23 protein-coding genes are annotated in these 23329 nt (G+C 71.0%); 14 read left to right on the forward strand and 9 right to left on the reverse strand.

Features of this window, described 5'->3' with window-relative positions; translation table 11 throughout:
* Positions 1-33: 33 nt before the first annotated feature.
* The gene (locus ACYSUO_RS20830; protein WP_461777695.1) at positions 34-1056 is read right to left on the reverse strand and encodes a hemolysin family protein; all 1023 of its coding nucleotides are present in this window, start codon (positions 1054-1056) and stop codon (positions 34-36) included.
* The gene (locus tag ACYSUO_RS20835) at positions 1053-2402 is read right to left on the reverse strand and encodes a hemolysin family protein (RefSeq protein WP_461777871.1); all 1350 of its coding nucleotides are present in this window, start codon (positions 2400-2402) and stop codon (positions 1053-1055) included. Before ACYSUO_RS20835 ends, ACYSUO_RS20830 begins: the two co-directional genes overlap by 4 nt.
* A 277-nt stretch (positions 2403-2679) precedes the next feature.
* On the opposite strand from ACYSUO_RS20835, the gene ACYSUO_RS20840 reads away from it, so the two are divergent.
* Together ACYSUO_RS20840 and ACYSUO_RS20845 are read left to right on the forward strand one after the other, a co-directional pair.
* Positions 2680-3126, forward strand: a complete 447-nt coding sequence (locus ACYSUO_RS20840) for a BlaI/MecI/CopY family transcriptional regulator (RefSeq protein WP_461777696.1) — start codon at positions 2680-2682, stop codon at positions 3124-3126.
* A gap of 3 nt (positions 3127-3129) precedes the next feature.
* Positions 3130-4080, forward strand: a complete 951-nt coding sequence (locus ACYSUO_RS20845; protein WP_461777697.1) for a M56 family metallopeptidase — start codon at positions 3130-3132, stop codon at positions 4078-4080.
* A gap of 24 nt (positions 4081-4104) precedes the next feature.
* On the opposite strand, the gene ACYSUO_RS20850 is transcribed toward ACYSUO_RS20845, so the two are convergent.
* A complete protein-coding gene (locus tag ACYSUO_RS20850; RefSeq protein ID WP_461777698.1) occupies positions 4105-4560 on the reverse strand; it encodes a tellurite resistance TerB family protein in 456 nt (151 codons plus the stop codon).
* A gap of 161 nt (positions 4561-4721) precedes the next feature.
* Here ACYSUO_RS20850 and ACYSUO_RS20855 point away from each other — a divergent pair, with 161 nt between their 5' ends.
* Both ACYSUO_RS20855 and ACYSUO_RS20860 read left to right on the forward strand, forming a co-directional pair.
* Positions 4722-5729 carry a sporulation protein gene (locus ACYSUO_RS20855; protein WP_461777699.1) on the forward strand — a complete coding sequence of 336 codons (1008 nt, stop codon included), beginning with the start codon at positions 4722-4724 and terminating at the stop codon, positions 5727-5729.
* Positions 5730-5731: 2 nt separating this feature from the next.
* A complete protein-coding gene (locus ACYSUO_RS20860; RefSeq protein ID WP_461777700.1) occupies positions 5732-5977 on the forward strand; it encodes a twin-arginine translocase TatA/TatE family subunit in 246 nt (81 codons plus the stop codon).
* Between the two features lie 6 nt (positions 5978-5983).
* Here ACYSUO_RS20860 and ACYSUO_RS20865 read toward each other — a convergent pair whose 3' ends face one another.
* The gene (locus ACYSUO_RS20865; protein WP_461777701.1) at positions 5984-6253 is read right to left on the reverse strand and encodes a hypothetical protein; all 270 of its coding nucleotides are present in this window, start codon (positions 6251-6253) and stop codon (positions 5984-5986) included.
* The gene (locus ACYSUO_RS20870; RefSeq protein ID WP_461777702.1) at positions 6250-7068 is read right to left on the reverse strand and encodes a phytanoyl-CoA dioxygenase family protein; all 819 of its coding nucleotides are present in this window, start codon (positions 7066-7068) and stop codon (positions 6250-6252) included. Before ACYSUO_RS20870 ends, ACYSUO_RS20865 begins: the two co-directional genes overlap by 4 nt.
* Before the next feature lie 70 nt (positions 7069-7138).
* Between ACYSUO_RS20870 and ACYSUO_RS20875 the strand changes: the two genes are divergently transcribed.
* Positions 7139-7924 (forward strand): AraC family transcriptional regulator, encoded by a 786-nt coding sequence (locus ACYSUO_RS20875; RefSeq protein ID WP_461777703.1) that lies wholly within the window; start codon positions 7139-7141, stop codon positions 7922-7924.
* Between the two features lie 9 nt (positions 7925-7933).
* Here ACYSUO_RS20875 and ACYSUO_RS20880 read toward each other — a convergent pair whose 3' ends face one another.
* The 3 genes from ACYSUO_RS20880 to ACYSUO_RS20890 all read right to left on the reverse strand — a co-directional run bounded on the left by ACYSUO_RS20880 (position 7934) and on the right by ACYSUO_RS20890 (position 10864).
* The gene (locus ACYSUO_RS20880) at positions 7934-8716 is read right to left on the reverse strand and encodes a GNAT family N-acetyltransferase (protein ID WP_461777704.1); all 783 of its coding nucleotides are present in this window, start codon (positions 8714-8716) and stop codon (positions 7934-7936) included.
* A 65-nt stretch (positions 8717-8781) separates the two neighbouring features.
* Positions 8782-10254 (reverse strand): arylsulfatase, encoded by a 1473-nt coding sequence (locus tag ACYSUO_RS20885; RefSeq protein WP_461777705.1) that lies wholly within the window; start codon positions 10252-10254, stop codon positions 8782-8784.
* A 43-nt stretch (positions 10255-10297) separates the two neighbouring features.
* Entirely contained in the window at positions 10298-10864 is a 567-nt protein-coding gene (locus ACYSUO_RS20890; RefSeq protein ID WP_461777706.1) for a YciI family protein, read from the reverse strand.
* A 215-nt stretch (positions 10865-11079) separates the two neighbouring features.
* Here ACYSUO_RS20890 and ACYSUO_RS20895 point away from each other — a divergent pair, with 215 nt between their 5' ends.
* Positions 11080-11646 (forward strand): DUF6082 family protein, encoded by a 567-nt coding sequence (locus tag ACYSUO_RS20895; protein WP_461777707.1) that lies wholly within the window; start codon positions 11080-11082, stop codon positions 11644-11646.
* 150 nt (positions 11647-11796) lie between these two features.
* Positions 11797-12039, forward strand: coding sequence for a hypothetical protein (locus tag ACYSUO_RS20900; protein WP_461777872.1), 243 nt, complete (start codon positions 11797-11799; stop codon positions 12037-12039).
* A gap of 108 nt (positions 12040-12147) precedes the next feature.
* Here the strand turns inward: ACYSUO_RS20900 and ACYSUO_RS20905 are convergent, their stop codons facing one another.
* Positions 12148-13332, reverse strand: coding sequence for a 4-hydroxybenzoate 3-monooxygenase (locus ACYSUO_RS20905; protein WP_461777708.1), 1185 nt, complete (start codon positions 13330-13332; stop codon positions 12148-12150).
* A gap of 248 nt (positions 13333-13580) precedes the next feature.
* Here ACYSUO_RS20905 and ACYSUO_RS20910 point away from each other — a divergent pair, with 248 nt between their 5' ends.
* The 7 genes from ACYSUO_RS20910 to ACYSUO_RS20940 all read left to right on the forward strand — a co-directional run bounded on the left by ACYSUO_RS20910 (position 13581) and on the right by ACYSUO_RS20940 (position 23059).
* Positions 13581-14699: an NADH:flavin oxidoreductase gene (locus ACYSUO_RS20910; protein WP_461777709.1), complete on the forward strand. Its 1119-nt coding sequence runs from the start codon at positions 13581-13583 to the stop codon at positions 14697-14699.
* A 252-nt stretch (positions 14700-14951) separates the two neighbouring features.
* Positions 14952-16052 carry a carbohydrate kinase family protein gene (locus tag ACYSUO_RS20915; RefSeq protein WP_461777710.1) on the forward strand — a complete coding sequence of 367 codons (1101 nt, stop codon included), beginning with the start codon at positions 14952-14954 and terminating at the stop codon, positions 16050-16052.
* A 19-nt stretch (positions 16053-16071) separates the two neighbouring features.
* Positions 16072-17484 (forward strand): extracellular solute-binding protein, encoded by a 1413-nt coding sequence (locus ACYSUO_RS20920; RefSeq protein WP_461777711.1) that lies wholly within the window; start codon positions 16072-16074, stop codon positions 17482-17484.
* Positions 17481-18380, forward strand: a complete 900-nt coding sequence (locus ACYSUO_RS20925; protein WP_461777712.1) for a carbohydrate ABC transporter permease — start codon at positions 17481-17483, stop codon at positions 18378-18380. Before ACYSUO_RS20920 ends, ACYSUO_RS20925 begins: the two co-directional genes overlap by 4 nt.
* A complete protein-coding gene (locus ACYSUO_RS20930) occupies positions 18377-19198 on the forward strand; it encodes a carbohydrate ABC transporter permease (RefSeq protein ID WP_461777713.1) in 822 nt (273 codons plus the stop codon). The genes ACYSUO_RS20925 and ACYSUO_RS20930 overlap by 4 nt, the downstream gene beginning before the upstream one ends.
* 9 nt (positions 19199-19207) lie before the next feature.
* Positions 19208-20353 (forward strand): helix-turn-helix domain-containing protein, encoded by a 1146-nt coding sequence (locus ACYSUO_RS20935; protein ID WP_461777714.1) that lies wholly within the window; start codon positions 19208-19210, stop codon positions 20351-20353.
* Between the two features lie 84 nt (positions 20354-20437).
* Complete coding sequence (locus ACYSUO_RS20940; RefSeq protein WP_461777715.1) at positions 20438-23059, forward strand: flavin-containing monooxygenase; 2622 nt, start codon at positions 20438-20440, stop codon at positions 23057-23059.
* Positions 23060-23329: the final 270 nt, after the last annotated feature.

The following is a 23329-nucleotide window of genomic DNA, read 5'->3' on the forward strand; positions in this document are numbered from 1 at the left end:
CTCGCGAGCCCGGCCTGATCCAAACGACAGACCCTAGGCAGCCGCCTGCGGGTGGGTGAGGCGGGCCAGCAGGTCGTCGAGGGCGACGAGGCCGGTCAGCCGGCCGGCGTCGTCGCGGACGACGGCGAGCGAGGCGCGGCGGTGGCGGAGTTGCTCGATGGCCTGGCCGACCGTGTCGGTCGCCAGCAACTCCGGTACCGGGCGGGCCAGTTCGCCCGCGGTGGTGGCACGCCCCCGGCTGCGGGCGATCAGCGCGTCGCGGGCGTGCACGGAGCCGACGACGCGGTCCCCGGCGCGTACGAGGAGGCGGCTGCGGTCGCGCTCCGCCGCCGTGGCGAGGATCGCGTCGAGGTCCGCGTCCGCGGGGACGGAGGTGATCCGCGCGGCGGGGGTCTGGAGTTCGCCGACGGGGGTGAGCGGTTCGACCAGGGAGCTGGTGATCAGCTCCGAGTCGTCCTTACTGATCAGGCCGAGCCGCTCGGACTCCACGACGAGGTGCGTGAGTTGCTCCCGGTTGTGGACCTCGGCGAGTTCGTCGCGCGGGGTGACACGGCACATGCGTACCAGCGCGTTGCTGACCATGTTGAGGACGCTGATCAGCGGGCGGACCACCTTGACCACGGCGCGGAACGGCGGGGCCAGCAGCATCGCCGAGCGCTCGGGGTGGGCGATCGCCCAGGACTTGGGCGCCATCTCGCCGACGACCATGTGCAGGAACACCACGACGATCATCGCGAAGGCGAAGGAGACACCGTAGCTGAGGCCGCTGGGCAGGCCCCAGCCGTGCAGCAGCGGGTCCAGCTCGTGCGAGATGGCGGGCTTGGAGATCGAGCCGAGGCCCAACGTGCAGATGGTGATGCCGAGTTGGGCGCCCGCGAGCATCAGCGACAGTTCCCGCATGCCGGCGAGCGCCGCCTTGGCGCCGCGGGCGCCGGACGCGACCGCCTGTTCCATGCGATGCCGTTTGGCGGCGACCAGCGCGAACTCGGCGGCCACGAAGAATCCGCTGCCGATCAGCAGCAGGAGCGTGATGAAGAGGGCCATGGGGAAGCTCATGAGCGCGGCTCCTCCTCGGTGTCGGTGGCGGCGGACCCGCTGGCCAGATGGACGAGTTCGGGTACGTGGCGGTCGAGGGTGCGGACGTCGATGACGGCGTGCTCGCCGTCGTCGGCCAGGTCGATCGTGATCCGGTCGCCGATGGCGGGGAAGCGGCCGAGGCGGTCGACGATCAGGCCCGCCACGGTGTCGTAGCTCTCCTCCTCGGGCAGCTCGACGCCCGTGGCCTCGGCGATCTCGTCGATGCGGCGGCCCGCGTCGATCACCCAGCCCGTGCCGTCCGGATCCTGGACCGCCAGTTGTGTCTCGCGGTCGGTCTCGTCCGCGATGTCGCCGACCAGTTCCTCGGCGATGTCCTCGTACGTGACGACGCCCGCGACGCCGCCGTGCTCGTCGAGGACGACCGCGAACTCGTCGTCGGCCTCCCGCATCCGGTCAACGGCCGCGGGGAGCTGAAGTGTGTCCGGCAGCAGGAGGGGTCGGCGGGCCAGGGCCCCGGCCGGGGTGCTCGCGTACGCGGACTGCTGGAGCCGCATCAGTTCGCGTACGCCGAGGACGCCGGTGACGTCGTCGGGGTGGTCGCCCATGACCGGGTAGTTCGAGTGGCCGTGCTTGGCGATCAGCTCGATCGCGTCGTCGGCCGTGGCCTCCTTGCGGACGAAGACCGCGTCGGCGCGCGGCACCATCACCTGGTCCAGGGTCCGCTCGTTGAACTCCAGGGCGTGGTCGAGGAGGGTGGCGGTCTCGCGGGGCAGCTCGCCCTGCTGATGGGACTCGCCGATGAGATGGCTGAGTTCCTCCAGGGTGGCGCCGTGGTGCAGTTCCTCGACGGGTTCGATGCCGACCTTGCGCAGCAGCTTGTTGGCGGCGCTGTCGAAGAGGTGCACGACGGGGCCGACGACCTTCAGGTAGCCGAGCGTGGACCCGGCGAGGGACTTGGCCAGGCGTTCGGGGACGGCGAGGGCGAGGTTCTTCGGGGCCAGCTCACCCAGCACCATCTGGACGACCGTGGCCAGGACAAAGGCCAGCACCACCGAGATGCCTGTCACCGCGGCGGCCGGAATGCCGATGCCGTCCAGGGCCGGGCGCAGCAGGGCCGAGACGGACGGCTCGGCGAGGAAGCCGACGACCAGGCCGGTGACCGTGATGCCGAGCTGGGCACCGGACAGCATGAAGGACAGCCGCTCGAGGACCTTGAGGGCCTTGGCCGCTCTCTTGTCCCCCGCCTCGGCGTCGCGGGCGAGCGCGAGACGGTCCGCCGCGACGTAGGCGAATTCCTGGGCCACGAAGTAGCCGGTCCCGGCGGTCAGGACGAGGACCGCGAGGAGGCCGAGCACGGCACTCAGCACCTGCCACCACCTCGCCGCGTACCGCGCTCATCGATCAAGGGGCGGGGTGGTCGGGGACTGTGCCCCGCTGGGTCCGTCGGTCTGGCGGACAACCGGCTACTCCTTCGAACTTTACTTGCTCTTTGCCTTGCTGTGACAACGCCCGGCCCGGCGCCGTCGTTCCCGACCACTCTCCGTCGGGCCCGTACGCGCCGCCACCGCACCTCCCGCCGGGCTCTCGGGGGCGAACAGGGATGATGGACCGACCCGTACACCCAGCCACCAGGAGGAGCCGGTGACGACGTCCCGCCACAGGACCCCACGACGCGCCCAGGGCGAGCTGGAGGCACAGGTCCTGGCCGCGCTGCGCACGGCCGAGGCCCCGGTGAGCGCCGGGTGGGTGCGCGACCGGATGGACGGCGACCTCGCGTACACCACCGTGGTGACGATCCTGGCGCGGCTCCAGGCCAAGGACGCGGTCACCCGCCGGCGCGAGGGACGCTCGTTCGTGTGGACACCCGTGGCCGACGAGGCCGGGCTCGCCGCATTCAAGATGCGCAAGGTGCTGGACGCCGAGGCGGACCGGGAGGCCGTCCTGGCCAGCTTCGTCACCTCGCTGCCCGAGGGCGACGAGCAACTGCTGCGGGACCTGCTGCGGCGCGCGGAAGCGGACACGGACGCACGCTCGAGAGCAGCCCCGGGCGCGGACTCGGCGGCCGGCGACGAGGAAGGCACGGGCTGAGCCGTGGGCATCTTCGTCTTTCTGCCGCTGGTGCTGCCGCTGACGGCCTGGCCGGTGGCCCGGCTCGCCGCGCACCGGCTGCATCCGCGCACCGCGACCCGGCTCCTGACCTGCGTGGCCGCCGTGATGGCCGTCTGCAGCACGGTGTGCCTCGCCCTGTTGATGGTGGTCGGCACCGCGCAGCTGCCGGGCAATCCACTGCCGGACGGCTGGTCGGATCCCGAGGTGCGGGCCGCCGTGCCGCAGGACGAGATCGCGGGCAAGGCGGCCATTCCGGCGCTGCTCGCCGTCGTCGCGGGCTGCGCCCGCACGCTCTGGCGCCACTTCACGCTGCGCCGCCGCGCGCATGCCGCGCTCGCAGGACTGCCCGCCACCCAGGTCGCGGTGCTGCCCGACCCAGAGGCGTACGCCTACGCGCTGCCCGGTGGCGGTCGCGGTGGTCGCGGTGGTCGCGGCCGGATCGTCGTCAGCACCTCGCTGCTCGACCGGCTCGCGCCCGCGGAGCGGCGGGCCCTGTTCGCCCATGAGCGGGCCCATCTGACGGCCCGGCACCACCGTCAGCTCCTGACCGTGCGGCTGGCCGCCCGCGCCAACCCCTTTCTGCGCCCGCTGAGTTCGGCCGTCGCGTACACGGCCGAGCGGTGGGCCGACGAGGAGGCGGCCGCGCTGGTGGGTGACCGCAAGGTGGTGGCCCGCGCCATCGGCAAGGCGGCCCTGTCCGCGGGCGGGCCGCGCGAGCCGCTCTTCGCGGCGTTCGCCGCTCCCGGCCCATTGCCCCGCCGCGTCGCCGCACTGCTCGCGCCGCCGCCCACCGCGCAGGGCCGGGCCACGGCGTTCACGTCCGTGGGGCTCGCCACGTGGACGGCGGGATTCGGCGCGGCGGCGTCCGCCATGTCGTCCGCCAACTCCGCGCTCACCCTGGCGGCCACGCTCCACGCGGCCACACCGCTCTGACATCGAAGGACCCGGCGCCGTCGCCTACAGGTCGAACTCGGTCGGCGCCAGGCCGAGCATCTGGCACGCCTCGCGCACGACGCCCCGCTCGGTCCGGTCGAAGTCGCCGTCCGCGCCGCCGATGACGATGCCGATCTGGATCACGGCGCGCGCCTCAGCCTCCTTCTTCTTCGCCTTGGCGACCTCCTGCAACACGCTGACCTTGCCGAAGTCGAAGTCGGCCGTCAGCTTGTCGAGGTTCGCCTCGAAGCGCTTCTGAAGGTCCGTGGCGTCGAAGTTCTGCAGCACCTCGTTGCTCATGATGAGCTGCGCGACGCGGCGGCGCTCCGAGGCGTCGATGGTGCCGTCGGCCGCGGCCACCAGCGCGCACATCGCCATGGAGGCGTCCCGGAAGGCCCCGGACTTCAGGTCGTTCTTCTTCGCCACCAACTGCGTCTGCATCGTCGACGCGGATTCCTTGATGCGGTCCCACAGGGCCACGGGTACTCCTCGGATTGAGATCTCGTACGTGCGCTGTTCTCGCGCTCATACTTCTACAGCACTGTAGAAACTGGCGAAGTTCCGGGAAAGTTCCGCCCCACCCCTATACTTCTACACGTCTGTAGAACATCTCCTACGCTCACAAGGGAGTTCACGCCTCGATGGTGTTCAAACGACTGCTCGGCTCGCTCGGCGTGGGCGGGCCCACCGTCGACACGGTCCTCCCCGACTGGACCACCGCCCCCGGCGGCACCGTCTCCGGACGGGTCCACCTCAAGGGCGGCAGCGGCGACTTCGAGATCGAGCACATCACCCTGGAGCTCGTCGCGGGGGTCGAGGCGGAGCACGACGACGGCGAGAGCCAAGGCACCGTGGCGTTCGACCGGTTCGTGGTCGGCGGCGGCTTCCGGCTCGTCGCGGGGGCCGAGCACAGCGTGCCGTTCACGGTGACGCTGCCGTGGGAGACACCGATCACCGAGCTGTATGGGCAGCCGCTCGGCATCGCCCTCGGCGTACGCACCGAGCTCTCGGTGGCCGGCGCCAGGGACAAGGGCGACCTCGACCAGCTCTCGGTCGGACCGCTCCCCGTGCAGGAGGCGATCCTCGAAGCGTTCGGGCAGCTCGGTTTCGGCTTCACGTCCGCGGACCTGGAGTACGGGCACATCGGCGGCACCGGGCAGGAGCTCCCCTTCTATCAGGAGATCGAGCTGGCGCCTTCCCCGCGGTACGCGCACGCCGTCAAGGAGATCGAGCTGACCTTCCTCGCGACGCCGGACGGCACGGAGGTGGTCCTGGAGGCCGACAAGCGCGGCGGCCCCTTCTCCGGCGGCCACGACGCGCTCACCCGCTTCACCGTGGCGCACGCCGACGCGGGACGCCAGGACTGGAACGCGGTCGTCGACGGCTGGGTACGGGAGTTGGTCGAGCACCACGCCGGCCACCACACCGACCACCACTCGGCCTACGACACCCACGCCTCGTACGACACCTCGTACGGGCATGATGGTGGGCACCGCTCCGGGCCCGGCGTGGGCACGGCCGTGGCGGTCGGCGCCGCCGGGCTCGCGGTCGGTGTGGTCGGCGGCATGGTCGCCGCCGAAGTCGTCGACGAGGTCGGGGACTTCTTCGAGGACGAGGACGAGAGCGACGACGAGGGCGGCGAGGACTGACCATGTTCGGACTCAGCGAGATTGCCATCGTCCTGATCGTGATCGCCGTGGTGGTCGGCGTGAAGAAGCTGCCCGAACTGACCCGCAGCGCGGGCAAGTCGGCCCGCATCCTCAAGGCCGAGGCGCGAGCCCTGAAGGAGCAGGACGACCCGGCGGGCGACCGGCCCCGGAATCCGCCACAGGTCATCCGCGGCGAGACGGTGACTCCTCCCCCGCGCGAACCGGGACAGGAGTCACCCCACTCGTAGCCGGGCTCAGGGAGTCGGCTGCAGCTTCTCGAAGAAGAACTCGTGCTTCAGGTACGACGTGTCGTACTCGTGGCCCGGATACGGCGGGAGCAGCTGCGCGGCCTGGAAGAGGCGCCAGCCGTCGAGGAGGGCTTCGAGGCCCGTATCGTACGGCGGGTCGTCGCTGTCGCCCGTGGTGTGGTCGGTGGTCCCGGTGCCGTCGTAGCGGGCCCAGCCGACCACCTTCGCGTCGAGCGCCGAGTTGGCGAGGTAGAGGACGAGTACCTGCTGTCTCATGCGTGGCTCCCGAGGGTGGGACGGTTGGAGACCCGGGTCACCCAGTGGTCGAGGTCGAAGGTGTCGTCGCCGGTCAGTGCGCGCCACAGCCGGATCCGGTTGTGGATCTCCAGGCGGCCGGTGGCGGGCTCGTACCAGGGGAAGACGTGGCGGAGTTCGTCGCCGACCGCCGGGTCGTCGAGGTCGGAGGTGTCCCAGAGGCGCACCTGCGGCACGGTCGGATTGAACCGGATCTTGAACATGTAGCGCCGGATGTCACTGTCGTTGCGGCGTCCGCCGTGCCAGATGCCGTGGTGCATCAGCAGGACGGTGCCGGCCGGGCAGGTGAGCCGGTTCTGGCCGCGCAGGTTCTGGTAGCGGCCGGTGTCGGTCTCGTTGGTGTGCCGCAGATGGCTGCCCGGCACGCTGAGGGTGCCGCCCATGTCGAGCGTCACGTCCTGCGGGTAGTACATGAGTTGGACGTCGAAGGCGTCCGGCCGCACATCGATGATGGCGTCCCCGTGCAGCGGCTGCGCGGTGCCCTCACGGGCCTCGCGCACATGCACGGCGTGATGGTCGACGGTCGGATCCGGGCCGACCAGACTCTCCAACGCACCCGCCACAGCGGGCAGTTCGAGGAGTCGGCGGGCGAAGGAGCCGTCCGGGTAGGCCTTCGGGACGGGGGTGCCGTACGGCGCGGCCGGGATCCCGGCCTCGAACACGTCGACGGCCTGGTCGTTCAGCTCCGGTGGGACGACCGCGTCGAGGCGGAGCGAACCGTGGGCGACGAAGCGCGCCATCTGTACGGAGCTCAGCAGCTGCTCACTGGTTGGCATGAGGCAAACGTAGGCAGCCAAGGTCTGTTCGTCGTGGGCCCTATCGGGCCTCTGCTGGTAATTTTCCGGCATGGCCGAGAGCGTCGCGTTGCAGCTGGACCAGCCGCCCGAGGTGGTCAGCGCGGGCGTCGGCGTCCATGGCGGGCAGGGGCTGCGCGAGTCCTTCCGGCTGCCCGACCTGTGGCAGCTGCATCTCTACAGCTACGCGGGCGAGTTGACGGTCGACGGCCTGCGGCATCCGATCCGGCCGGGGCACATCAGCCTGATCCGGCCGGACACCGAGGCCCATTTCCGTTACGCGTCGCGGCGCAGCGAGCATCTGTACGCGCACTTCCGGCTGCCGGGCCGCGATCCGCAGGGGCTGCGCCGGGTGCCGGTCATGCGGGACGCGGGCGCGCAGGCGGCGCTGCTCGGCACGCTGCTCGGGAGCGCGGTGGCGGCCATGCCGCTGTCGCGAGCCCGGGCCTCCGCCGAGCTGTGGACGGTGCTGTGGCACACCACCCAATTGGGCCCGCCCGAACGGACCGGCAGCCCCCATCCGGCGCTCGCGGCGGCGACGGAGTACATCGAGCGGTCCCTCGCGACGCCGCTGACGGTGCCGGGGATCGCCGCCGCGGCGGGCGTCTCCCCCGGCCATCTGACGCGTCTCTTCCGCGCCGACACGGGAGACACCGTGGTGGCCTGGATCCGCAGACGCCGGATGGAGCGCGCCCGGCACCTGCTGCAGTCCTCCACACTCGCGATCACCGCGGTCGCCGCCACGGTGGGCATCCCGGACCTCCAGGCGTTCAACAAAGCCTGCCGCAGGGAGCTCGGTGCGTCGCCGCGGGAGGTGCGGGGGCGGCGGGTGGTGTGAGCGGTGGCCTCATCGCACCCGCATGTGCGCCGCTGCGAACCGGTGCTTGGTCATGCCGAGGCGTTCATACGTGGCGATGGCCGGCGCGTTGCCGGTGAGCACCATGAGCGCGGCACGGCCGTAACGGCGGACGAGGTCGTCCAAGACGTAGCCGGACACGGCGCGGGCCAGCCCACGCCCGCGGGCGGAGGGGTGGGTGATGACACCGCCCATGAACCCGCACCCGGCCGCGGACCACGCGTCCGCCGCGACCGCCAGCGGCTCCGCCCCGACGCTGCCGACCTCCGCCCCGACGCTGCCGTCCACTTCGCCGACGACGCCGGCCCAGCGGTGCACGCCCGCGCGCCCCGGCTGCGCGTAGGAGTCGGGGAAGAAGCGGTCGAAGAGGGATGCCGCCTCCTTCTCCTCGCGCGCGTCCAGCCACCGGACGCCCGCGGTGGCGGCGCCGGAAGTAGTCGTGGTCTCCATCCAGAAGAACTCGTGGACGGGCACCAGTCCGGGCAGCCGCCGCACCAACTCATCGATCAGGGCCGCCTCCCCGAGGACTCGGTAGGTCGGGCCGACCTCCTCCAGGACCCGCCGCACCAGGACGGCGGCGTCGGCGCTGTCGCCCTGGACCATGAGCCGGTCCTGCTGCTGGTTCGGACTGGCCACTGCCCACGCCTCGCCGTGCCGCCAGGCCCGCACCCCCGGCCCCGGGCGCCCGCCGCCCTGCCCCTGGGCGGCCCAGATCAACTGCCCGTGACCGGCCGCGGCTTGCTCAATTTCGCCGAGTCTCTCAAGTTCCTCCATACGACGTGTCTACCAGTGGCCCCTGGAACCGCACGCCTGGACCCTCGCGGCGGACCTGCTACCTGCTATCCGGCCGCCTCAAGACGCTCGCGGGTGGGGCGCAGGATGGTCACCACGGGTCGTCCGGTGACGAGTCGGCCATCCTCGACGAAGCCCTCCTCCCGCCCGGTCAGCGCCTGGATCAGGTGCCCGCGCCAGGTGTGCAGCAGGTCCTCCGCGGCCGGGTCGTCCGCCAGGTTGTGCTGTTCGTGCGGGTCGGCGGCGAGGTCGAAGAGCTGCTCGTGCCCGTCGCCCGACATCCACAGGTACTTGGTGCGCCCGTCGGTCACCCATTGCAAGGACTGGCCGAGCAGCACGTGCTCGCCGTGCAGCAACGGCCGCCAGTCGTCCGGCTGTTCGCCGCGCAGGAGCGGTACGAGGCTGCGTCCGTCGCACGTGTCAGGGACCGGCAGCCCGGCCAGGTCGAGGAGGGTCGGCATGATGTCGCGCAGCTCGACCACGTCGTCCGCGACGTTCCCGGCCGCGTACCCGTCGGGCAGTCCGCCGAAGAGCAGGGGGACGCGGGCCGAGCCCTCGTAGCCGAATCCCTTGCGGAACAGGTGGTGTTCGCCGAGCATCTCGCCGTGGTCCGAGGTGAAGGCGATGACCGTGTTGTCGCGCAGGCCGAAGTCCTCGAGGGCCATGCGGATCCGGCTGATCTGGAGGTCGATGTGGGCCATGTGCCCGTAGTAGCCGGCCCGCGCGCGGTGCATGGTCCGGGCGTCCATGCGGCCGGCGAACGCCTCGTGGTCGCCGTCCTTGCGGTGCGCCGCGAAGTCGTCCGTCCAGTCGCCCACCACGGTCTCGTACGGAGGGAGTTGGAGGTATTCGTCGAAGGCCCACTGCGGCGGATCGTACGGCGGGTGCGGCCGGTGGAAGGAGAGGTAGAGGAAGAACGGGCGTGAGGGGTCGCGCCGGTACAGCCACTCCGTGGTCTGCGTGGCGACCCAGTTCGTCGGATGGAGGTGTTCCGGCCTGTCCCAGGGGCGCGCGACGACGGAGTTGCAGCCCGCCCCGTGGTCGCTGTACTCGGCGTCGGGACCGACGCCGGGCTGGCGACGCAGCCACGGCACGTAGTCGTCGAAGAAGGCGAAGTTGCGGCGCTCCTCGCGGCGGGCGTAGTGCAGGAAGCCGTCGTGCAGGACGACGTCGTCGAACCCGGCGCGGGCCCGCTCGGGCCACACGTGCATCTTGCCGATGGCCTGCGTCTGGTACCCGCCGCGCCGCAACTCGCCCGCCAGGGTGGTGGGGTGCGCGGTCTCGAACGGCACCCCTTCGACGTATCCGACGCGGCCGTGGCGCTCCTGGGACTGGCCGGTGAACAAGGCGGCGCGGGCCGGGATGCAGGTGGGGGTGGCGGAGTAGGCCGACGTGAAATGCGTTCCGGAGGCGGCGAGTTGGTCGAGGTGCGGGGTGCGTACGTGGGGGTGGCCCGCGGCGGAGAGGCAGTCGCCGCGCCACTGGTCGACACAGATGAGGACGATGTTCGGTGCGGACACGGACGTCACCTTTCTCGGACTTCTCTCAGAGGGGCGGCCGCGGTCACGACCGCCCGCCGAACTCCCAGTTGTGCACCTCGATGTCGGCGTACGGGCCCGGGGTGAGGACTACGCGGGCCGCGTCCGCGTCGGGCGCCCGGAGCAGCGCCGCCGTTCCCAGCCAGGCGGCGCCGTCGTCGGACAACAGCGGCCCGTAGGCGACCAGTTCGTCCCGATCGACGGAAAGGCCTGGGTCAGCGGGTACATCTCGCTCGGCGGCCGGACCCGCGCCGAGTCCGAGCACGAGGTACCGATTGCCCCCGTCCCGGCCGCCGGGGAAGTCCCACATGGTGCGCCCCAACTCGTTGCGCCAGCGCCGCAGCAGCACGTCCCGGTAGGCGCCCGCCTGGTAACCCGGCTCGTCGAAGGCGAACGCGCGGGCCGCCGCGGCGTCGGGCAGGTCGACGATGTGCACGCTCCCCGTGAGCGTCTCCCCGTCGTCGGCGAACGTCGGTCCGCGGGCGATCATCTCCTTCGCGTACCGGTCCATGTAGGACCAGTGCTTCTCCGCGAGTTCATGACGCAACGTCAGAGAGCCCTTGCGGTCCCGGTGGTAGCAGAGGAATTCCATGCGCACAGGATCTCTCCCCGCACGATGCCGGCGCGAGAGGGGGCGCACGAGGGGCTCACGACGGGGTGGCGGCCGGGGCACGCGACGGGACGATGCCGCCGTACGCCCGCGGACCGCGCTTCCACACGGGCCGGTGCCCGAGACAATCTGGACGCCGGTCGTGTCGTTCGCCATCGTCGATCGTGTGGGTTGACGACACCGAAGCGGGGACATTCATGATCACAGGAAAAGCCGGAGGCAGGAGGCACCGCTCCATACCGGTGACGTATGTCGCGGCAGGCGTACAGACCGCGGGAGTGCTGCTGGCGGCCTGCCGCGTCCATGTCGCCCTGCGCCGGCTCGAAGCCGTGGCCGCGCAGGAGCAACGGCGGAAGGCGCTCACCGATTACCGGCGGGACCATCAACAGCTCATCGCCCGGGCCACGGCGGACCCCACCCTGCTCCCCGTGCTCGACGCGTACGAGGAAGCGGAGCTACCCGACGACCTCAAGCGAAGGCACCTGTACGCGAACGAGCTGTACCAGCACGCCCTGCACGGGTACCACGTCGGGATCCTGAGCCTCACCGAGCTGCACGGCCACCTGCGTTACATATTCCGGAGCCGCTCCATGCGCGATTACTGGGAGGCGACCCGGCATCACCGGGCGAGCCTGCCGGAGGCCTCGGACGAGGCCCGCCTCGGCCGGGTGGTCGACGCTCTCGTTGCGGATCTCGACGCCAACGAAGCGGAGCGCGAGGGCGAGTCCTGGTGGGTGGTCGGGCAGCCGCCCGAGGACGTGTAGGCCGCCCGCCGGGCATCACTTCGCCGCCCTTTCGACCTACGGCGTCAACACGGTGAAGCAGCAAGCCCTTACGTCCACTTCGGCCGGCCCAGGTTTGCGCTAGGTTGGTGCGCCGTGGCTAATTCCCTTCACGGTGACGACCGTTCCGACCTGCACATTGTGCGCCGTATCGGCGTAGCCCCCGTCGAGCGCGGAAGCGTCGGCGGCCAGGCGTGCCCCGACATCTTCGAACTGGGAGACGGCAGCTTCGCGGTCATCGGGACGGACAGGACCGACCTGCTCGGTGACAGACTGCCCGCCGACGCCGCGTGCGCCGACCACGAGAAGATCGTCGTCATCACCCGCGAAACACTTCTGCGCGCCCGGACGGACATCCTCGCCCTCAAGGGCTGACAGCAGACTCCCCCGCATCTTCCCGGCCTCCGGCCGGCCGAACGCCTGTTGCGGCAGGCCGTGAGGCCGACCGGAGGCCGCCTTCTGCGTCCGCAGCAGTGACCGGGACTACTCCGTGAGCGAAGGCCCCATGTACTGCTCCGCGAAGGACCGTACGTACGCGGGGTCGTCGCGCAGCCGCTGCCACCGGGCGCGACGCAGCCGTTCGCGGTAGGCGGCGGCCGGGGTGCCGGGCTCGTCGGCGTGCAGGAGTTCCAGCATGGTGTGGCTGAACTCCTGCACCTGCCATACGTCGGCCAGGCGCCGCCGGGAGTACGCGGCCAGCACCGTTTCAAGGGGCTCCTCGCCGTCGAAGTGGTCCGGAAGGGATGCCGCGAGATCGGCGGCGTCGGCCACCGCGAGGTTCATGCCCTTGCCTCCGGAGGGCGGCACGATGTGCGCGGCGTCGCCGAGCAGCACGACGCGCCCGTGGTGCATGGGTTCCACGACCTTGGTGTGCATGTCGACGATGGCACGGTCCAGGACGGGGCCCTCGTTGAGCGTCCAGTCCGGCAGGTCGAGCCGCGTGTGCAGCTCCTTCCAGATCCGTTCGTCCGGCCACTGCTCGATGGTGTCTCCGGCGGGTATCTGGAGGTACATGCGTGTGACATCGCGGGAGCGCAGCATGTGTCCCGCGAAGCCGTCGGGGTGCTGCGCGTACACGGTGTGCCCTGCGGACGGCGGTGCCTCGACGAGCGCGCCAAGGAGTCGGGCGTCGTGCGGGACGTCGTACCGGGTGAAGGCCAGGTCCGGCAGTGCGGCCCGGGTCGGCCCGTGCCACCCGTCCGCGCCGGCGACGAGGTCCGCGCGAATCACGGTGCCGTCTCCGCACACGACCCGCGGCGCCTCGTCCGCCACGACGTCGGTGACCGGGCTGCCGAGCAGCAGAGTGCCGCCCTCACCGACGTACGCGTCCAACAGGTCGGCCACGACGTCCTGTTGGGGGTACACATAGCTGGGCGCGTCGCCGCACCACGCCTCGTAGTCCACGGTGACCCGCTCGCCCTCGGCGTGTATCTCGCAGCGCGTGTGCGCGAGGCCCTCCGCGCGCAGCCGGTCGGACAGGCCGTGCCGGTCGAGCAGTTGCACGGTCCGCCGTTCCAGGAACCCGGCCCGCGAACGCGCCAGCAACTGCTCCCGCGTGAACTTGTCGACCACCACGCAGTCGACCCCGCGCCGCCGCAACAACACACCGAGCGTCAGCCCGGCAGGACCGGCTCCGACAATCACCACACTCGTGTCGAGAGTACGCACCAGCTCTCACTCCTTCTGTGAGGCCGGGAGGGGGAGGTCGGCCCCGTCGGCGCACGTTACGGGAGTGGTCTGGTCGGCTGTACGGCAGGTCGCCCCACCTTCCGTGGCCGGGATCACACCGCAGTGTGGCCCGCTCACGGAATGCGCGCGGGAGGTGCCGCGGTTGCCACCGAAGATCGCCGTTTGTGCAGCGCCGCACAGCCGACCGGTTCCGATACCCCGTATGCCCATACTCCTGAGGAGCCCCCGTGGCCGACCCCACGTCCCGCGCCGCCGAGATACTCTCCCGCCCCGTCGCGCTGAACGGCCTGACCGTGCCGAACCGCATCGCGATGGCCCCGATGACCCGCATGTTCTCGCCGGACGGTATTCCCGGTGAGGATGTGCGCTCGTACTACGCGCGGCGGGCCGCCGCGGGTGTCGGCCTGATCATCACCGAGGGCACCTACGTGGGTCACGACTCGGCCGGTGACAGCGACCGGGTGCCACGGTTCCACGGCGAGGAGCAGCTGGCCGGGTGGGCGAAGGTCGCCGAGGACGTGCACGCGGCGGGCGGCACGATCGTTCCGCAGCTGTGGCACATCGGCATGGTGCGCAAGGCGGGCCAGCCGCCCTTCGCCGAGGCTCCGGCCGTCGGCCCCTCCGGCATCCGCGTGGACGGCACCGAGGGCGAGGGCAAGGAGATGACGCAGTCCGACCTGGACGACGTCATCGGTGCCTTCGCGCAGGCCGCCGCGGACGCGGAGCGGATCGGTCTCGACGGTGTCGAGGTGCACGGCGCGCACGGCTATCTGCTGGACCAGTTCCTGTGGGCGGGCACCAACCGCCGTGGCGACGCCTACGGCGGTGACGCCGTGGCCCGTACGAAGTTCGCCGCCGAGGTCGTCGCCGCGATCCGCGAGCGTGTCTCCGCCGAGTTCCCGATCATCTTCCGCTACTCGCAGTGGAAGCAGGAGGCGTACAGCGCGCGGCTCGCCGAGACCCCGGAGGAGCTGGAGGCGATTCTCGCCCCGCTCTCGGCGGCCGGTGTCGATGTCTTCCACGCCTCCACCCGCCGTTACTGGCGTCCGGAGTTCGACGGCTCGGACCTGAACCTCGCGGGCTGGACCAAGAAGCTCACCGGGAAGCCGACCATCACCGTCGGCTCCGTCGGTCTCGACGGCGACTTCATCCGCGGCTTCGCGGGCGAGGGCTCCCCCGTCAAGGGCATCGACGACCTTCTCGACAGCCTGGAGCGCGACGAGTTCGACATGGTCGCGGTCGGCCGTGCCCTGCTCCAGGACCCGGACTGGGCGGCGAAGGTCCTCGCGGGCCGCTTCGACGAGCTGAAGCCGTACGACGCGGCGGCGCTGAAGACGCTGAGCTAGTAGACCGAAACCCGACGAAGGGGCGTTCGCCCTCCCGCCACACGGCCGGAGGGCGGACGCCCCTTCGTCATGCACGGAGCCATGCACAGAGCCGTGCACCGAGCCACGCACCGAGTCATGCGCATCGTCATGCACACAGCCGGCGCCCGCGCAAAGGTGAGCAACTTCTTGCAACTGCCTGGCCGGAAGTGCATGGTATCGATCATCGTTGCGCTTAATCGGCCGACGTTCGCGAACAGGGAGGATACGACGGTGAGTCCGAGCAGGGCGGTGTGCGACTGCATCGATCCGCTGGCGGGGGTGCGTGCCGCCGGCGATCCCGAACACGACGTGTTCCTCACGGGAACCGTCTTCATGGACCTGGTCTTCACCGGGCTCGCCGGCGCCCCGCGCATCGGCACCGAGAACTGGGCCAGCGGCATGGGCTCCAGCCCCGGTGGCATCGCCAACATGGCCACCGCGCTCGCCCGCCTGGGCCTGCGCACCACGCTGGCGGCCACGTTCGGCACCGATCTGTACGGCGACTACTGCTGGGAGTCGCTCGCCGACGTCGAGCACGTCGACCTCACCCACTCGCAGCGCCTCCCCGGCTGGCACTCGCCGCTGACGGTCTCCATGGCGTACGACGGCGAGCGCACCATGGTGACGCACGAGCACCCGGCGCCCCCGCTGGAGCACACCGTGCCGCGCGCCCGCGCCGGCGTGGCCTCGTTCGAACCCGACCGTGAGGACGCCTGGCTGCGGCAGGCGCACGAGCAGGGCGCCCGGATCTTCGCCGATGTCGGCTGGGACGAGTCGGGCCGCTGGGACACCGCGACGCTGACCGGGCTCCCGTACGCCCACGCCTTCCTGCCCAACGCCACCGAGGCGCTGCACTACACGCGCACCGACTCCCCGCAGGACGCGGTGGCCAGGCTGGCCGAGCTCGTGCCCATCGCCGTGGTCACCAAGGGCCCGGAGGGCGCCGTCGCCGTCGACTCGCTCACCGGGGAGCACGCCGACGTGCCGGGCCTGAGCGTGGAGGCACTCGACCCGACAGGCGCCGGCGATGTGTTCATGGCCGGATTCGTGACCGGCACCCTCGCCGGGTGGCCGCTCGCCGACCGCCTCGCCTTCGCCAACCTCACGGCCGCCCTGTCCGTGCAGCACTTCGGCGGTTCGCTGTCCGCGCCGGGCTGGGTCGAAGTGGCCGCCTGGTGGGGCGAGTTGACCGCGCGGGCCGCCAAGGCGGGTGACGCCGCCACCACGGAGCTCGTGCGGCGCTACGGCTTCCTTGCCGATGTCGTGCCCGCCCGCCTGCACGAGGTGGCCCGCCACCGGGCGACACCGACCCTCGGCTTCCGGGCCGCGTAGGAGACACGGAGACACCACCATGAGCTCAAGATTCACGCGGCGGTCGGTGCTCGCGGCCGCCCTCGCCGTCGGCGCCGCGAGCTGCACACCGGGCACCGACGGTTCGGGCGCGGTGACCGGTGACACCGCGCCGGGCGGCGGGGGCGGCATACCCGATCCCAAAAAGGCCGGGAACGTGACGCTGCACGTGTGGGACCAGGAGGTCCGCGGCGGCACCAACGCCGAGATCGAGCAGCTCAACAAGGAGTTCCAGCACACGTACCCGAACGTCACGATCAAGCGGGTCTCGCGGAGCTTCGACGACCTCAAGACGACGCTCAAGCTGGCCCTTTCCGGCAACAACCCGCCCGATGTCGTCCAGGCCAACCAGGGCTACCCGGACATGGTGGCGTTCGTCGAGGCGGGCCTGCTCACACCGCTCGACAACTACGCGGGCATCTACGAGTGGAACACCCGCTACCCGGCGACGCTCCTCAACCTCAACCGGGTCTCCGTGGCGGAGCCGGGCGCGTCCCGCCGCTTCGGCACAGGACGCCTGTACGGGATCTCGCAGACCGGCGAGTTCGTGGGCCTCTACTACAACAAGAAGATCCTGAAGCAGGCGGGCGTCCAACCACCGCGCACCTGGGCCGAGTTCACGGACAGCCTGGCGAAGCTGAAGAAGGCGGGTGAGCTCCCGATCCAGTTCGGCAACCTCGACAAGTGGCCCGCGATCCACACCTTCGGCATGCTCCAGGACCAGCAGGGCGCCGAGCAGGCCCGCGACACCGTCCTCGGCCGCGGCGACGGCTTCGCCACGTCCCGTACGACGAAGGCGGCCACCACGCTGACCGACTGGCTGGACCGCGGCTACCTCCCCAAGGACGCCAACGGGCTCGGCTACGACGACGCCAACAAGAAGTTCATGGCCGGGCAGGGCGCGTACACCATCACCGGTACGTGGATGCTGGCCGACCTGAAGAAGCGACTCGGCGACGACCTCGGCATCATGCCCCCGCCACCCGCCACCGAGGGCGGCAAGCCGGCCACCACCGGCGGCCAGGGCCTGGCGTGGTCGGTCACCTCGCGCTCCGCACACCCCGAAGTCGCGGCCGCGTACCTGGACTTCATCACCAGCGAGCACGCGGCGGACGTGATGACGCGGAACGGCGTGCTGCCCGCGGTCCCCGGGAAGGCGGCGGACGCCCTCGACCCGAAGTCCCCCGACGGCCAAATGGTCGACGGCTGGCGGAAGTTGACGTCGGCGGACGGTCTGGTCCCGTACCTGGACTACGCGACGCCCACGTTCTACGACACGAGCTCGGCGGCCCTGCAGGACCTCATCGCGGGCAAGACGTCACCGCGGAACTTCGCCCGCAAGCTCCAGTCCGACTACGCCCCCTTCATCAAGAAGCAGCAGGGCAAAGCCAGTTCGGGAGCGTCGGACTCATGACCGGAAAGCCCACATCCACGAGCCGGGCCCCCGGCGAACCCCGCTCCATCGGCTACCTCTACGTCCTGCCCGCGCTGGCGGTCTACGGCCTGTTCCTCCTCTACCCCTTCGGCCAGGCGGTGGGCCTGTCCTTCCTCCACTGGGACGGCCTGACCCGGGCCACGTCCGCCGGCCTGGACAACTACACGGCGCTCTTCACGGACCCGAGCTTGCGCGCCCCCTTCGGCCACGCACTGCTCCTGCTGGTGTTCTACGCGGCGCTGCCGGTGGCCATCGGCCTGCTGCTCGCCGCGACGATGTCCCGCATCCGGGTCCGCGGCCTGACCTTCTTCCGTACGGTGCTGTTCCTGCCTCAGGTGCTTGCCATGGTCGTCGTCGGTGTGGCCTGGCGCTCGATCCTGGCCCCCGACGGCCTGCTCAACGACGTGCTGCGGGGCGTCGGCCTCGACGGCCTGGCCCGCCCGTGGCTGGGCGACGACACATGGGCGCTGCCCGCCGTGGGCGTCGTCGGCACCTGGGTCATGACCGGCCTGTGCATGGTCCTCTTCCTCGCCGGAGCGCAACGCATCCCGCGCGAGCTGTACGAGGCGGCGCGACTCGACGGAGCGGGCGCGGTACGGGAGTTCTTCGCGGTGACACTGCCCGGGCTACGGGGCGAGATCTCCGTCGCTCTGACCCTCACGATCATCGCGGGCCTCCGCAACTTCGACCTCATCTACATCACCACCGGCGGCGGCCCCGGCAACGCCACGTCCGTCCCGGCCTACGAGGTCTACCACCGCGCCTTCGAACTCAACGAGGTCGGCTCGGCAGCCGCGATCGGCGTGGCACTCACCGTCCTCATCTTCGCCCTGACCGTCACGGTCTCCCGTCTCGTCGAAGGGCGCCGCGCATGACCTCGCGCATCGAACGCACGGCTACGTACGCGATCCTGGCGCTCTTCGCGGTCCTGGCGCTGACCCCGGTCATCGGCATCCTCTCCACGGCCCTCTCCTCCCCGGACTCCGTGGGCGGCGGCTTCGCCCTCCCGGACACCCTCCACTGGTCCAACTTCCAACAGGCTTGGCAGCGCGGCCACTTCGGCACGTACCTCGGCAACTCGGTCCTGGTGACGGTGGTCGTGGTGACAGCCTCGACGGTGCTGTCCATCCTCGCCGCGTACGCCTTCGGCACGATGCGCTTCCGCGGCTCGACGCTGCTCTTCTACCTGTTCGTCCTGGGCCTCACGCTCCCCCAGGAGGCGCTGGTCGTCCCGCTCTACTTCGACCTCCGCCACTTCCACCTCACGGACACCTACTGGGCGCTGATCCTCCCGCAGACCGCGCAGTCCCTGGCCTTCGGCGTGTTCTGGATGCGCACGTACTTCATGAACAGCACCCGCTCGGTCATTGAGGCCGCACGCGTCGACGGCGCGAACACTTGGACCACGCTCTGGCGCATCCTCGTCCCGATGGGCCGCCCGGCCATCACCACGCTCATCGTGATCACGTTCATGTGGACGTGGAACGAGTTCCTGATGGCCCTGGTCATGATCAGCGACGAGACCCTCAGAACGGTCCCCCTCGGCCTCGCCTTCTTCCAGGGCCAGCAGAGCGCGGACACGACGCTGCTGGCGGCGGCGTCCGTGCTGATCGCGTTGCCGGTGGTGGTCGTGTATGTGGCGTTGCAGCGGAAGTTCATCGAGGGGATGTTGAGTGGGGCGGTGAAGGAGTAGGAGGGCGCCGTGTCACACACGTTCGATCCCTTCGACCTCTTCGACCTCGAAGCGGTCCTGCGGCTCGTCGACGAGCTGGCCGAGTCCGACGCGGACCTGGGCGTTCTTCTGGACCGCACCGCCGACGCCCTCGGACGCGCCGTCGGAATCCGGACCGTGCAGGGCGAGGTCCGGACGGCGGTTCCCGGTCGCCCGGCCGGCGGTGCGGAGGAGGCCGCTCCCCGTCGGGTGGTGACGCGCGAGCTGCCCGGCACCGGACACGTCTGGATCGACACCGACGGCCTCCCGGTGACCGAAGCCGAGACCGCGTTGCTGCTGCGCCGCCTCGGAATCGCCGCGAAGGTCGCTCTCCTGGCGCAGGGCTCCCCGGCCCAGGAGGGTGACACCGCGCTGCGGTCGGTCGTCGACCCCACCGTCGACGCGGAGACCCGGGCCCGGACGTGGCTGCGTCTCGGGCTCAGCGAGGCGTCGACGATCACGGTGTTCGCGCTGGCGGGGCCGCCCGGCGCGGCCGGGGCGTTCGTCGACGGGCTGCGGGGGCTTACGCCCGTCGTGCTCCACGCCCCCGTCGGCACCGTCCACTTGGTGGTCGCGAAGGAGCTCGACCCCTGCGACGTACCTGGTGTGCCGGTCGGGGCGCGTGCCGCGTTCGCCGGGCCCTGTCCCGCCGCGGAGGCGCCACAGGCATGGCAACTGGCCCGGACTGCGCTGCGGTTCGCCCGGCCCAGCACGCGGGCGCGTGGACCGTACGCCGTCGAGGAGGCGATGCTCGTGGACGCGGCCGGGCTCGGCGGGTACGCGCTGCTCGCCGAGACGTTGAGCGCCGAGCAGATCGCCCCCGTGCCCGATGTACGGCAGCTCGGCCGGCTGGTCGACGACCACGGGGACGACATGCTGGTCTGCCTCGAAGCGGTCGCCGCCACCGACTCCGTCCGCAAGGCCGCCCGCCTGCTGCACCGGCACCACAACTCGGTCGCGTACCGGGTGGAGCGCGCCCAGCGCTACCTCGGGTTCAGCTTCACCGAACCGTACGGGCGCACCCGGCTCTTCCTCGCCCTGGTGCTGCGGCGGTTGCAGGAGTCCGGCGACCTGTATCGGGCGGATCCCACGGCGGGCGGGACAGATGGCTCGTCAACCGAGCCACCTGCCCAATGACGTGCGTCACAGGTTCTGCCGATCCTGCTGGTGATCGGCCCAACCGAGCCCGGCCGTGTCGCCGGGGAGGGAGTGGTGACGCCCATGCAGCAGAGGCCCACGCAGCAGACGCCCGACATCGATCGGACCCCTCGGACCACTCAGTACGACGCCGTCGTCATCGGTGCCGGGTTCGCCGGCATGTATCTCCTGCACCGGCTCCGCGACGATCTCGGCCTGCGGGTGCGGGTCTACGAGCGCGGTGGCGGCGTGGGCGGCACCTGGTACTGGAACCGGTATCCCGGCGCCCGGTGCGACGTCGAGTCGATGTACTACTCGTACTCCTTCTCCGAGGAACTGGAGCAGGAGTGGGAGTGGACCGAGCGCTACCCGTCCCAGCCCGAGATCCTCCGCTACGCCGACCATGTGGCCGACCGTTTCGATCTGCGCGGGGACATCGAGTTCAACACCTCGGTGCGGGGCGCCGATTACGACGCGGAGGCCGATGCCTGGACCGTGACGCTGGAGGACGGGCGCCGGGTGACCGCGTCGTACCTCGTCACCGCCGTCGGCTGTCTGTCCGCCTCCCGTGTGCCGGACTTCGCGGGCCTCGACTCCTTCACCGGACCCACGTTCCACACCGGCCGCTGGCCGCACGAGGGCGTCGACTTCAGCGGACGGCACGTCGCCGTCATCGGCACGGGGTCCTCCGGCATCCAGGCCATCCCGGTGATCGCCGAGCAGGCCGCGCACGTCACCGTCTTCCAGCGCACCCCGAACTTCTCCGTCCCGGCGAACAACAGGCCGCTCGATCCCGACGAGCAGCGGCGCGTGAAGGCCGGCTACCGCGAGCTGCGCGCCGAGGCCCGCGCCTCGGCCTCCGGGGTCGTCGTGCCGCCGCCGCTGGGCAACGCGCTCGACCTCGACGAGGCCCGCCGTACCGCCGAACTCGACCAGCGCTGGGCCTTCGGCGGCACGACCTTCATGGGCGCCTTCGAGGACACCGCGATCGACGAGGCGGCCAACCAGGTCTCCGCCGACTACGTGCGCGACCGCATCCGCGCCATCGTCGACGACCCGGCCGTCGCCGAACTCCTCTGCCCGACGAACCACCCCATCGGCACCAAGCGCATCTGCGTCGACACCCGCTACTTCGAGACGTACAACCGCGACAACGTGACCCTGATCGGCCTGGGCGACAAGGCCATCGAGCGCATCACACCCCACGGCCTCCGGGTCGGCGGCGTCGATCACACCGTGGACGCCATCGTCTTCGCCACCGGGTACGACGCCATGACCGGGCCGCTCGACACGATCGACATCCGCGGCCTCGACGGCGTCCCATTGCGCGAGGAGTGGGCCGCCGGGCCGCGCACGTATCTCGGGGTCGCCTCGGCCGGGTTCCCGAACCTGTTCATGATCACCGCGCCGGGCAGTCCTTCCGTCCTCAGCAACATGATCGTCTCCATCGAGCAGCACGTGGACTGGATCACCGACGCGATCGACCACGCGCGCCGCACCGGCGTCGTCCGCATCGAGGCCGAGCGCGACGCCCAGGACAAGTGGGTCGACCACGTCAACGAGGCGGCGCAGGCGACCCTCTACCCCCGGGCCGCGTCCTGGTACATGGGCGCCAATGTCCCCGGAAAGCCCCGGATCTTCATGCCGTACGTCGGCGGGGTCGGCCCCTACCGGGACATCTGCGACGCCGTCGCCGAGGACGGCTACCGGGGCTTCACCCTCACCCGCCGCGCACCCACCCGTCCGCCCGGCACCCGCCACCTGGTCGACCCCGAGATCGCGCCGATCCTGGACGTCTTTCCGCCGCTGCAACTGAGCCCGGAGACACTGCCGTTGGTCCGTGAGGCTCCCCGGGCGCCGGACGCCCCCGACCCGCAGGCCCTCTTCCCGGACATCACCACAACCGAGCGGCGGGTACCGGGCTTCGAGGACGGCGACCCCGAGGTCCGCGTCCTCCACTACGAACCCGAGTCCCGTACCACGTCGGCCACTTCCGCACTCGTATGGATCCATGGCGGTGGCTACGTACTCGGCTCCGCCGACGCCGACGAGATCCTGTGCCGCCGGATCGCCACCGAGACCGGCGTCCAGATCGTCTCGGTCGACTACCGGCTCGCCCCCGAGACCCGGGCGCCCGGGCAGGTGCACGACTGCTACGCCGCCCTGCGCTGGGTGCACGAGCAGGCCGCCGACCTCGGTGTCGACCGCGAACGGATCGTGATCGGGGGTGCGAGCGCCGGCGGCGGGCTCGCCGCGGCCCTCACGGTCCTGGCCCGCGACCGGGGCGAGATACCCGTCTCGTTCCAGCTCCTCATCTACCCGATGCTCGACGACCGCACCTCCAGCACGGTCGACGCCCACCCGCACGCGGGCGAGTTCATCTGGACCCCGGCCGACAACCGCTTCGGCTGGACATCCCTCCTTGGCCGCGAGCCCGGCGGGCCCGACGTCTCCCCCTACGCCGCCGCGGCCCGCGCCGAATCGGTCGCGGGCCTGCCACCCACCTACCTCAGCGTCGGCGCGCTCGACCTCTTCCTGGAGGAGGACGTCGCGTACGCCACGCGCCTTGTCCGCGCCGGGGTACCGACCGAACTGCACGTGTATCCAGGGGCGTTCCACGCGTACGACATGGTGCCGGACGCGCGGGTGACGCAGGCGTACTTCCGGGACTTCATCGGGGCGCTCGGGCGGCATGTGAACGGGTGAGGGTGCCGGTGGCACACCAGTGGGGCAGTCGGTGGAGTTCGCCGGCTGCCCCCGCTCGTGTGCGGTCCCCGCCCGCGTCGGGGCGGCAACTCGATTGGCCGAACCACGTCAACAGCGACCGCCGTCAACTACCTCTTCCGACAAGGTGTCTTCCTCGGCCCCGGACCGGGCCGATTCCTCCACTCCCGCCGCTGACCTGCGCATTCATCACGAACAGCCGCGCTCAACAAGGTGGCCTCCACACGCAGGACACCCTTCGCGCAACGGCCT

It is taken from the genome of Streptomyces sp. UC4497, from assembly GCF_054871485.1.